The 12,904-nt window shown below is 54.1% G+C and carries 4 protein-coding genes; 2 read left to right on the forward strand and 2 right to left on the reverse strand.

Annotated elements, in window-relative coordinates; all coding sequences use genetic code 11:
* Both ABWV33_RS22335 and ABWV33_RS22340 read right to left on the reverse strand, forming a co-directional pair.
* Positions 1-2,727: beta strand repeat-containing protein (locus ABWV33_RS22335; protein WP_353333948.1), on the reverse strand; the 2,727-nt coding region annotated here is incomplete at its 3' end.
* Positions 2,728-4,574: 1,847 nt separating this feature from the next.
* Positions 4,575-5,213 (reverse strand): phage tail protein, encoded by a 639-nt coding sequence (locus tag ABWV33_RS22340; protein ID WP_353333950.1) that lies wholly within the window; start codon positions 5,211-5,213, stop codon positions 4,575-4,577.
* A 355-nt stretch (positions 5,214-5,568) separates the two neighbouring features.
* On the opposite strand from ABWV33_RS22340, the gene ABWV33_RS22345 reads away from it, so the two are divergent.
* Both ABWV33_RS22345 and ABWV33_RS22350 read left to right on the forward strand, forming a co-directional pair.
* The gene (locus tag ABWV33_RS22345; RefSeq protein WP_353333952.1) at positions 5,569-7,263 is read left to right on the forward strand and encodes an alkaline phosphatase family protein; all 1,695 of its coding nucleotides are present in this window, start codon (positions 5,569-5,571) and stop codon (positions 7,261-7,263) included.
* A gap of 910 nt (positions 7,264-8,173) precedes the next feature.
* On the forward strand, positions 8,174-12,904 hold a 4,731-nt coding region (locus ABWV33_RS22350; protein ID WP_353333954.1), incomplete at its 3' end, for a S8 family serine peptidase.

Below are 12,904 nucleotides of genomic sequence, written 5' to 3' on the forward strand. Positions count from 1 at the left end.
TACCGAGGGATTAATGTTGGCTGCATCGACAGTAACCGTGACTTGTGAAGTGGCAGACGGCAAATCGCCGTCGTTCAGTGTCACATCAATTGTGCGGGTGGATGTATTCGGGGGGCTGCCTGTATTGTTAAAGCGCAACGCGGCAATCAGGGATTCGACCGCATTTTCTCGAGCGCTGCCTGTCGTGAAGGTCACCACCAGATCAGTGCCGTTCGTTCCACCAGCGACTGTACCTATGACACTGCCACCGAACTCAACATTCGCGCCGTCGACGTCGATCTCGCCCGGGTTGTCCCCTGTGGCGAGGATTGAAAGCTGATCGCTCGAAGTCCCATTGGCCGAGAGCGAGACGGTCAGCGAGCCGCCGTTAAAATCTGTATCGTCTTCATCGGACACTGCGGCGGCTGTAGTGGTGTCCAGAGAGACGGCGCCGCCACCCTCGGTGAATGTGTTGCTGTCGCCGTCGAGATTGCGGATCACCGGAGCGAAAACATTGACCACTTCCGGCGCTGTCAGCCCCGTGTAACCGCCACCACCGCCGGCGCCACCGCCAGAGCCATCGCCGCGCGCTCCACTGTCACCGACTTCGGATATCTCACCGCTGGAGCCGCCGAGCGCACCGCCCGAGCCGTTGTTGCCGCTGGACCCGGCAGTATCAGATGAACCGCCGATACCGCCAGTCCCACCTGTGCCGGTCTGCCCCGCACCGCCGGTCCCGCCGGTCCCACCCGTGCCGCCAGCGCCCGCGTTGAGAGTGTTGGTCGACACAGTGGGCACCCCGTTGACCAAGTTCAACGCAAAGTTGACGATCGCTGCCGCGACACCGCCATCGCCTCCCGCTCCGCCGCCGCGCGCCGGGCCGCCATCAGTTTGCGATCCCTGTGCTGGACCGCCGTCTCCGCCTGCGCCGCCCGCGCCACCAACGCCAGAGGTCGATGTGATTCCGGTGATCGACGCATCCGTCAGGGTCAATGTACCGGTTCCAAGATTCAGGATGCCGCCAGCAGCATGGCCACCTGCACCACCTTCGCCAGCCGCGCCACCGCTATAGCCATTGCCGTTGGGAAGGGACACACCGCCGGTGCCGCCATCGCCGCCAGCACCGCCCGTGCCGCCAATGGCAGTGCTGTTCGAGACGGTGGAATTGAGCAGAGTTAGGGCGCCAGCATTCAGGATTCCCCCAGCTGCATAGCCGCCGTCCGTGCCGTCGGTCCCGTTGCCGCCTTCGCTGCTGCTGCCGGGTATCTGGTCAGCACCATTGGTGCCATTGCTACCGTTTGCGCCCGTGTCATAGCCGCCGGAAACAACTACGCCATCCAGTTGTAGCGAGGCGCCGGATTGTACGGTGAAAACCCGCACGTCGCCCGCGTTGACCGTACCGCTATTGTTCGCGTCGCCGCTGATTGTCACGTCGGCGCTGTTGTCGTTGTCAAGATCTCCATCAATGATCAGGTTTTCGCCTGTAATGATCTCGAGCGTGCCCGACACCAATTTGATGGTCGCCGCGTCCAGCGAGCCGTCGAATGTGATCGTGTCGCCGGGGTTTGCGAGCAGAACCGCCTCGCGCAGGCTAAGTCCATCGCCATCGGCAGTTTCTGCCGCCAGATCGCCGGTCACAGTCGCATCGGCTCCGGTGTCCAAGGTAGTGTTGACCACAAAGGTCGTTTCCGTCCCGGAGACGGTGTAGGCACCGTCGATGTTGTTGGCAGATGTGCCAGCCGTGCCGCCACCCCCGCTTCCGCTGCCACCGCCGCCACCGACATTGCCGGAAAACGTATCGATGGTGCTTTGCGAGATGGTCAGCGTGCCGCCAGAGTTTGTGATCGCGCCGACCCCGTCACCACCGTTGCCCGCTACAGCAGAGCCACCGCCGGCACCGCCACCGCCACCACCGGCGCCAAGATTGCTGGTGATGGTTGAATCCGTAATCACCAGAGCACCGGAATTGTAGATGCCGCCTGTCGCGTGACCGCCGTGGCCGCCGGATTGTGAATAGCCGGCCGCACCGGCGCCGCCACCGCCGCCGGCCGAACCCGCGGTTCCGCCGGTGCCACCGTTGTTGCCGCCGTTTTCACCAAGACCGCCAACGCCACCGCCTGCGTTCGTTGCTCCGCCACCACCATTTCCGGGGCTGGCCCCGTTGTCGTTGGTACCTCCGACGCCGCCGGAATTCACGCCGCCTACACCGCCCGTCCCGCCGTAGCCACCGACACCACCGTCGCCGCCTGTCGAGCCAGTAAATCCGCCAAATCCGCCACCACCACCGTTTGACGAGGCACCGGCACCGCCGCCGCCCGCACTGTTGGCAGTGATCGTGCTATTGGTGAGGGTGAGCGAGCCAGCGTTGAAGATACCGGCACCTTGGGTATTTTCACCCTTGCCATTCGCAACGCCACTGTTGGTGAGATTGCCACCATCGCCCGCAAGGTTACCACCGGTGATGAGAAGGTTGTCGATCGAACTGGTGCCGCTGACAAAGCTGAAAACCCGGCTGGCTCCGCCCGCATTGACGGTTACATCCCGTGTAGCAGAATTATTGTCGATATCCGCGTCAAATGTGATGCCGCTGCTGATCACCAGTTCGCCAGACGTCAGATTGATTGTCGACCCGGTCGCAATGGAGAAATCGATGATGTCGTCGTCGGCCGCACCGTTTGCACTGATGATCGCCTGTCGCAGGCTTCCGGCACCAGAGTCGTTGGTATTGCTTACGGTGAATGTAGCCATTGATAATCCCCCAAGAGTATCGCCCGCGTGCGCGCAATTCAATTTCCGCTGTTTTTCCCCAAAAAAGCAAGCTCTGATATCACAGACGGGCAGTATTTTTGTGCATTCATCTGCATAAAATCATTTTGCTACAACAGCTTATGGTGGTTGGGTCAAGATTCACCCTTTCTCCACCAAAAACGGAACCACTCAAGTGGGGTTCTTATAGCGGGCAGGGGATTTGAATAACTCTTGTCGTACGGCATCCTCCATGCCCAAGCATATAATTCTGTATCACGCCCAATAGCCTTTGCAATGTGGCCGTCTTCTGGGGAATTCCAAGTCGCTCGCAACCCAATGATACGCCGCGCGATCAAGGAACGGGACCGATAAGTTCTTGCCGCTAGAAGAGATTTTCAAATGGGGCGTTCGGTCTGAATGGCCGCACAACTTGGGTTGCGAGAGTTTGGGTCGCAACTGCTCAGAATGGCCGGTTTTCGCCCTGTGAGTCACAACCCGAATTCACTCTAATATTTGAGGAAAGCCGTTGAAGGAGATCGGGACCATGTTAACGACTTCGTCGTCGATTGTCCGTTTTTGCCATAGGGTTTAGCTTGGCAACAGTGAACTCTTCACCGGCTTAAGAGGTTCGGCCCAACATCGCCTATCTGCTCGGGGACAATTGGGGTGGGGGCGATATTGGCCCTCAGGGCAGCACAGTTCCCACTCCTGAAAATTGATGGGTTCGAGGCTGACGGGATGCGACTTCTCAATTTCAATATTGAAATTCAATATACTCCGAGTTGCTCTCTGATGAAGGCTACAATTCGGCGCTCTTTGGGAAAAGGCATATTGGGTTTCGGGTTGGGCGGCGTCCTAGTGACCTAGGTTACGATGAATGGGGTGCATCAACGAAAGGTCCAGCGTGGCGACGATGCCACATTTTTGGGAGGGCAGAAAAGGTGAGCCTTCTTACGAAACGGACCACTACGATTTTTGCGAAAATACCACCTTCGACAAGAAAATTACCGATGGTTCGATCGTCTACATCGAACGACAAGGAGTGGGTGATAGCCCCTCATTCTTGAACCCAATTCCACTTGCGTTGGGTGATACATCCGGATTCTGACGGCGGTTTACGAATGCCTGCTATGGTACGTTGAACCGGAAACATCCCTGAAGAAAAAGCGCCAAACGAGATTGTTTCCGTTCTCGACATCTACCCAACACTTGTCACATTAGTAGGTCCAGCCCCCCGTATCCCAAAAGACCGTCCAATCGACGGTGTGGATCAGAGCGCCTTCTTTCTTGGCGAACAAGAAACCTCGAACCACGAGCATGTTGTCACCTTTGTAGGCGACGATGTTTTCGCCGTGAAATGTCGTGATATGAAGATCCAGTTCTTCACTGCCGAGTCGTGTTTCTCAGAGATTAAGCGGCACACTTTCCCTCAAGTTTTCAACGTTAGGGAAGACTCCACAGAACGTCTCAAGCTTTGAAGGTAACGAAGGGTTCTCTCATGGATGTGTGATGACGCCGATTACTGGTATTCTTAGTGGCCTTACTTCCAGTATCGCAACGTATCCGAACATCAAACCCGGCGAAGCATTCCTTGGCTACGCGTGAATGACCATTTCCCCCGCTCAGAGGACCTTTAGGCGTTCGAATTCGGATGGTTGCTGTTGTCGGTGGACAAGTTAGAAATCATGCCGGCCTCTGGGCAGGCCTGCGGCTAAAGCGAAATGTGTCGCGAGTACACAAAATCGATCTCCAGCAATCTATGCGCTATCGTGATCTGCCTTACATCTAATTGGAACTTGCGAGATTGGTTCTGTACCAATCTCGCTTCTGTTTGAGGCACCGTTCGCTTAATTGCGAGAGGGGTAGGTTCCATTCAGAGCGATACAATAACGCAGCCCCAATGAAGGTTGGTGGTTTTCTTGTGCTTGACCACCTCCACTGTTCACAATCGTAGTCGCGACATTTGTGGTGGCAGCACTTGAAGCCATTGTTTCATCCGGCGGAAATGTTGAATAAATTGCTGTACCTGAATACCCAAAGACTGCGCCGCTAGGCTCGGTCTGGGTTGCATCTTCCCCTGCAGTATGGATCGTTGTTGTCCCAGTACTCGTTGCCGTATGAGAATGATTGGCCATGGTTGCAATGGTTTGGGTCGTCGTCGGCACTCCGAAACGATTTCCTTGCGCCACAGGGTTCAAACCTGGTCCAGTCCCGGTTCCAACCGCAACTCGGCCTCGGAGATCTGGCAAACCAAACGTCGTGCGCCCGTCACCTCCGTACATTGTTCCCAGCAGCGAAAATAATGCTTGGTGAGACGAGATTGCCAGTAAGGCACCGTTGGCGTCAGCCCAATTTCGCGGGCAAAAATTGAACCCAACAAGCATCAACTCACCAATAAATGGATCATTCCCAGCTTCAGCTTTTGAAGCCGGTGTAATGAGAGAAATAGTGCAAGCAATGGCTGCGACGGCAGTAAATTTAAACATCAAAGCTCTCCGGATTTTCAACTTAGCACGAATACGTGCTCTATGTACCTTAAGGTTGAAAGTTGAAATGCGATGCAATCTAGATCACACAGTCGGATTTTTGGGAGTAGCGCCTTCCTTCGGCTGGAGCCGACGTGGATGCCTCACTTATACAAGTCGCTTACGGATGGCCGGTTTCGTCTCCGTTAGTGTAGTTCTTGGCTCTTGCTGCCAACGACAGCTTTCATCGTCGGAGGTATTGGCTGGTCATGTCTGTTTTGTGCCGAAAGTGACCTAAACAAGATAAAAGCTTACGCTCGCGTGGCAAAACCTTGCATACTTTGTTCTATTCGCTCGCCACGACACAGGACGTTCGATGCATTTTTTCCCAAAAACCGCCTTTTGTTTACTTTTTGCACTCAGCTCTGTTCCAATCGCCGCGTCTGCAACGGATAAGCCAAAACTTATCCTGCAAATCACCGTCGACCAACTGCGTGGGGATATGCCTACCCGTCATTTGGATCAACTCGGAGAAGGTGGCTTCAGATATCTGCTTGAGGAAGGCATTCACTACAACAATGCCCACCACACCCATGCCAACACCGAAACGATTGTGGGGCACACGACGCTGGCAACCGGTGCCAACCCAGCTGCCCATGGCATGGTTGGCAACCTGTGGTATGACCGCAGTGCTGGACGCACCGTCTATAATATCGAAGACCCAGACTATTCGATCCTCACAGGTGGCGCTGATGTTGACGATGCAACTGAAATCGATCCCACGCAGCGCGCCGCGACCAGTGATGGTCGTTCGCCACGAACAATCCTGACATCGACATTTGGCGACGAGCTAGCGGTGAACACAGCCGGGGGTGCAAAAGTATTTGGTGTTTCGATCAAAGATCGGGGTGCAGTTGCGATGGCTGGGCACGCGGGCAAAGCATTCTGGTTTTCAAAAGCGGTCGGAGAGTTCGTAACAAGCAACTACTACTATGATGCCTACCCCGAGTGGGTTGATGCATGGAACGACAAAGGTCTGCCGCAAAGCTTCAGTGACCATTTGTGGGAACTCTTGAACCCGATTGACAGCTATCTTTTTGGAACGCGCGACGATCAGGACTGGGAACCGGATTTTGCGGGGTTTGGCCGCACTTTTCCGCATCCGTTGGGAACGACCGAGGACAAATACTTTACGACCTTGCTAACGCTTAGTCCTTTTGGCGATCGCATGACCGCTGATTTCGCGAAGACTCTCATCGCCGAAGAGGGGTTGGGGGATGACGATGTGACCGATTTTCTGGGCGTTAGCTTTTCTGTGACCGATTATGTGGGACATTTCTTTGGACCATCGAGCCTCGAGGCTGAGGACAATCTGCTACAGCTTGATCGGACGCTGGCCGATCTGTTTGCCTATGTCGATGCCGAGGTTGGCCTGGAAAACACCTTGATTGTATTGTCCTCCGACCATGGTGCCCCAGAAGCACCTGGTTATCTTGCGTCAATCGGAATGCCTGGCAGCTATGTTTCTCCCGATGAATGGAACACAGCACCTGCTGCCGAGAAGATTAAAGGGCGTTTCAAAATACAAGGTCCGCTATTCGAAGGTTATGACCATCCATATTTGACCTTAGCTGCCGACATTCGGGACAACCCCGACATCGACAGGGTGGCGCTTGAGACTGCGATTGCAGGTGAATTGGTAGCCTTCGAAGGTGTGGCTTATGCTATTCCCAGTTCACGCTTACGAGAAGGCTCGGTTCCCGACAATGCCCTGATGCATGCCGTATTGAACAATTACCATCGGGACCGGTCAGGCGATATATATGTCGTTTTCGAGCCCGAAACGTTCATCAACGATATGGACGGGTTGTCTGTTACAGTTACCCACGGATCGCCTTGGCGCTATGACACATTCGTTCCGATCCTGTTCGCAGGACAAGGGATTGAGCCTCAGACTGTGTCACGGCGGGTTCATACCATCGATGTTGCTTTGACCTTGTCCGTCGTTGCGGGAACCAGACCACCCTCAGGAGCGACTGGCGAAGTTCTACTGGAAGTATTGGGGCAGTAATGGCCGAGTAAATAATCAGCAGGTAGCAATACCCGCTATTTTGATTGCACGGGCGACGACTTGCTGCACATCGCCAGCTGATTAAGTTCGCGTTAAAGCCTGCTCTTAGCCCACTGCCGTCTTTGCCTTTCAACACTTTGGGAGGGAAAGGCGACTTCGTTGCTACTGCGTGGCTGTAAGGTTAAATTTCGAAATCGGCCACTCATCCGGCAGACGACTTCTATGAAATGCATCATCGCTGTTTGACCGCTTCGAATTCAAATCTACTCAGTAAAGGCTGATCGTCTATACGAGGCTTGCTCTGGGCTTTGGAAAGATGGCCCAAACAGCCACCTGCTCGTCGTTCAAACAGAAAAGGTTGGGCATTTTTTACCACCTGCTTTGGTCCCAATGAAACTGGTCGTAGAGTAGAAATCAGTCGGTCCTGAGATCGCTGCGAACGTTTGAAATTGAGAGATTTTGAAACACCGGCCACACGAGTGTGGATCGCCTTAGACAGTTAGCGCCACATGACTTGGCAATTTTGGTTAAGGGAGCTTAGAACCGCCAACGATTTCTGTTGAGCAGGCGGTGTTTTCACTCTGAAACATCTACGTCTTAATATCTTTTCTAATTATGATGTGCGGTGAGCAACAAATTCCACGAAACCGATTTTGAAATGCTCTGACAGTTGTTTCTGTTGATGAAATCACTGGGGCAGGGAACAGCTTAAATACATTCAAGACGGATTTCTTGGAACAATCTTCTCACTGGCTAATTCGATCCAAATGCTGTGAAGCTTGACTTGTAAGCCCTTACATGCGCCACTTTTGCCGAATACGATTTAGTTTTTTAATCGCTGATCTCTTATTTCTGACTTTTTTGAGTTTGGATGTTGCTTGCGTTGCAAACATCCTGGGGGGAAATTGTAATGACTTCAAAGTATGGTAACTCAGCAGATGCACCCGGTGATACGAGGTCGCGTTCCAACTCTGGTGTGGGTCAAGACGGTTCTTCCGGTTCTTCCCGCTTCATCGCGTTAGAGCATCGAGCACCGCAGCCCTTCAATTTGGAATTGTTCGATTCAGGGCTCGAAAGCGAGACCATCCCGGCACCCACAGCCTCAAATCCCGGGGACGATCCCGGATACGCACAGCAATGGTGGTTGAACAACACCAATGCAGGTCAGTTCGATATCAATGTCACCGATGTCTGGGCCGACTATGACGGGACAGACATCGTCGTTACAATAATCGATGATGGTGTAGATTTCTCGCACGTCGATTTACCAGTCAATTATGACACCGTAAACGACTTCGACTACGATGATATGGATTTCGATCCTACGGCCGAAAATTCTGGCATCTACAATAATGCATTTGGGCCGGACAACCATGGGATGCCAATTGTCGGCATCATTGGGGCTGCAGATAACAACGTCGGCGTTGTGGGGATTGCAGTTGACTCGACCATCCGCATGTACCGACGCGGAAATGGTGACACTGAAGCTAACACGGTCCGAGACGCAGCTGGTGTAGGGAACGGTATCGGAAACACAAATGGAAACAACGGAACTGGTGATGTTGTTTCCATGAGTTACGGGTTCGGTAATATCGTCTATGTCAACGACCCAGACCCGCTCGCAGCCTTTCGAGAGGTATCTGAAATAGGTCGGGGCGGCCTTGGAACAATTCTCGTCAAGTCAAATGGAAACTCGCGGGGTGCTGGCCCGGATAGCACGACGCGCGGGGAAGCAACTGCAAATGCCGATGAAAGTACAAAGTATACAATTAGTGTAAGCGCTCTACGTGCGGATGGATGGGTGACTAGTTATTCGTCGCCCGGCGCCAACCTGTTGGTCTCGGCTTTTGGGGACGACACGAATAACGCCTGGGGCGTGTATTCCACTGACCGGTCAGGTGCGGACGGGTACAATACGACGCCCGGTACAGCTGGGGATTATACCAATTTTGCCGGGACCTCGGCGGCAGCACCAATTGTAGCTGGTGTTGCTACATTGGTTCTGGACGCCAACGAGCAACTCGGGTGGCGCGACATGCAAATGATCCTTGCCAATTCTGCCCGGCATGTTGGATCCTTCATTGGCACCCCTGCGAACACAACCGCGCCCGAAAACGCGATACATGAACAAGGCACGCAACTCAACGGGGCCAGCTGGTTCTGGAATGGTGCGCAAACGTGGAACGGTGGTGGCCTGCATTTTTCGAATGACTATGGTTTTGGTCTGGTCGATGCCAAAGCTGCCGTAAGACTGGCCGAGACATGGCGATTGCAATCCACATCAGCCAACGACGTCATCGACACCAACATTATTGCTGTGACCCCAACGGTCATCGACAATTCCGGGGCCGAGTTCACTACCGAGGTACTGGCGGCAGACGCCATCACCATCGAACATATAGCAGTCGAATTGGACTTTATTGCAGGTCGACTTGCCGATCTGGAGATGTTTCTGGTCTCGCCGAATGGAACCCGCGTTCAGTTGATTGCGGACACCGGCGATACCGAGTCTTTTGACCGGAGTTGGTCCTTTGGCACGACCGCGTTCATGGGCGAAACCTCGACCGGTGAATGGACCGTCGAAATCAACGACGACACGACAGGATTGCCGATCACGATCCGCGGTGTTCAGGTCGAGTTCAGCGGTCGGACGGCAACCGACGATGACCTTGTGATCATCACCGAAGAGTTCTCCAAATTTGCGGGATCTGCGGGACATGGACCCAACTTTCACCTTGGCGCGGGCGTGGACGTCTTTAATGCCGCCGCCGTGGACAGCGCCTCTAGGATCGACCTGAGCAAGGACAAGGGCACCGTTGATGGTGTGGCCATCAAGATCACCGGGACCGAGATTGTCTACACCGGGGATGGGAACGATACTGTAATTGGGGACGAGGTCAGCACTGAACTGCACACGGGGCGCGGGAATGATCATGCACGAGGTGGCAGCTCTAACGAGAAACTGTTTGGGGATGCCGGAAACGACACTCTGAACGGCGGCGGCGGAAACGATACGCTGGACGGCGGCGGCGGTACCAATTTCTTGCTGGGCGATCAAGACTTTGATCTGGTGCGCCTCAACCCGTTGGGCACGACGGATCAACATCTGCTTTTGAACGGGTTTACGTCCTTCCCAACGGATGCTTTTACGATTGAGTTCTTGGTGCAGAGCGATGTTGTGCCTTGGCTTACACCTGGGTTTTCGTCGATCGTTTCATACGCGACAGCTGCACCCGGCAGCGCCAATGAGGTGATTGTAGGTGTTGGTGATGAATTCGTCGAAGTTTATTTGCAGGGTGTTCGGGTCGCCACCTCTGTTGCAGCGTCTGCATTGTACGACGGCAATCTGCACCAGGTGTCTGTTGTACAACAGATAAACGGTGGCAACAGAGAGTTCGACCTTTGGATCGACGGGGTACGGCAGTATGTCGGAACCATCGCAAATACGCGCGCATTCGAGGCGGGTGGTGTTTTGATGATCGGACAGGAGCAGGACCTTGTTGGCGGAGGGGTAGATCCAAATCAGGTGCTCAACGGATCGATCGGAGAGATCCGGATCTTTGATACGGCACGAACGGCGAGTGAGATTATAGAGAACGCATTTTCCAAAGTGCAGCCGACCACAAGCAATCTGGTGGCCAATTGGTCCGTTGATGCCGCCAATGGCACCGTGAACAATCTGGCGCCTTCAGGGCCAGGTCCACTTGTGCCGACCGGTGTAACGGCTCCGGCATTCGTTGCCGGTGACGCAGGCGGAAATGATCTGCTGATTGCAGGAACGGGCAGTGATACCCTGTTGGGTGGCGGTGGCAACGATACGATCATTGTCTCGAATGACACCAACGAGGCCTTGATCCGGGGTGGAGACGGAATTGACACGATTGATTTCTCTGGCGGGACGGATTTTCGCGCATTTTTGAGATTGGATATCAACCGTGATGTGAATTATCGCGCAGACGTTTTCGGAGTTGAAAACAGTGTGGGTAGTTCGCTGAACGACATTATGGTCGGAGATACCCAGGCAAACCATTTTGTGGGCAACGCAGACAACGACTTATTGTCTGGGGGGGCAGGTAACGACACGTTGGATGGTGGGTTTGGGAAGGACAGTCTTGATGGCGAAGATGATGACGACCTGATTTCTGGTGGTTTTGGTGAGGATAATCTGAACGGTGGTTCAGGAACCGGGGATACACTGTCGTTCGAAGATGATCGGCGCGAGACCATAATCAATCTGGATTCCGAAACTGCGTTGGCTGCATCGAGTATGATTAATCTCTCGATGGCCCCAACGACATTGGCCGTGCTGGCCGCCGCAGAAGCGGGCAACATCTACATCAATCTGCTTTCAACGATGTTTCCATCTGGTGAGTTACGCGGACAAGTTGGTCCCATCCTGACCGATACCACCGTTGGCTTGGTTCGCACGGTTGTGTTTCGGGACATCATCCTTGATTCAGCAAATCAGGTCCCACCGGTCATCTCAGACTCAAGTGGCTTTGCAACCCTGACCATGGTCGATAACAACGGCACTGTGACCTATTCCATAAGTATGGTCACAGATCTTAACAGCGCCGCGATTACAGCGGCTCACCTTCATCAAGCACCGGCAGGTTCAAATGGGGGAGTAGTGGCGAATATTTTGGGGGGCGGTGGTACCCTTACCAATTCGTACGAAAGTGACTCGGCCCTGAACTTCGAGAATGTGATTGGTGGCCTCAATCAGGATTTGATTACCGGCAACTCACTTTCGAATCGGCTAGATGGAGGGAACGGCGGTCCCGATACTCTGATTGGAGGGGCTGGAGAGGACACATATCTCATCCGAAACGTTGGTGATACGATTGTTGAGACGGTCGGAGAAGGCACTCAGGACAAAGTCCAATCTTTTGTTAATTTTGCCCTTGCTGCTGATGACGATATTGAATTTTTGGAGGTTCACTCTTCGTTCAACACAGGCACAACCCGCAGTCTAACCGGAAATGCGCTCGCCCAAACCATTACGGGACACAACGGTAAAAACACCCTACGGGACGGGGTCGATGGCATGGCTGGTGCTGCCGACACAATGATGGGGTTACAGGGCGATGATACTTATCGTTTGAACAACTCGGGCACTATTGTTCAGGAAAACATGGGCGAGGGGAATGACAGGGTCATCACCTACGTAAACTACGCCTTGGGGGCTGGGCAGGAAGTCGAGCGTCTGCAAACAAATGCGACCACTGGAACGAACACGCTAAGCCTGCAGGGCAACGAATTGGCGCAATACATTCTGGGCAACAACGGACGCAACACACTCAGGGATGGCGCAGATGGTCAGGCCGGGGCGGCAGATATCCTGATCGGTCTGAAAGGCGACGACACATACCGCGTCAACAACTCCGCCGCCGATGTCCGGGAAAAGGTGGGCGAGGGGAATGACAGGGTCATCACCTACGTGAACTACGCCTTGGGAGCCGGGCAGGAAGTCGAGCGTCTGCAAACAAATGCGACCACTGGAACGAACACGCTGAGCCTGCAGGGCAACGAATTGGCGCAATACATTCTGGGCAACAACGGACGCAACACACTCAGGGATGGCGCAGATGGTCAGGCCGGAGCAGCTGATATCCTGATCGGACTACAGGGCGACGACACA

Source organism: Phaeobacter sp. NW0010-22, assembly GCF_040365955.1.
GTDB lineage: Bacteria > Pseudomonadota > Alphaproteobacteria > Rhodobacterales > Rhodobacteraceae > OMPR01.

Bases quoted from the DNA above. Each gene is read 5' to 3' on its own strand.
- ABWV33_RS22340 (WP_353333950.1), bottom strand. From the start codon at position 5,213: ATGTTTAAATTTACTGCCGTCGCAGCCATTGCTTGCACTATTTCTCTC.
- ABWV33_RS22345 (WP_353333952.1), top strand. From the start codon at position 5,569: ATGCATTTTTTCCCAAAAACCGCCTTTTGTTTACTTTTTGCACTCAGC.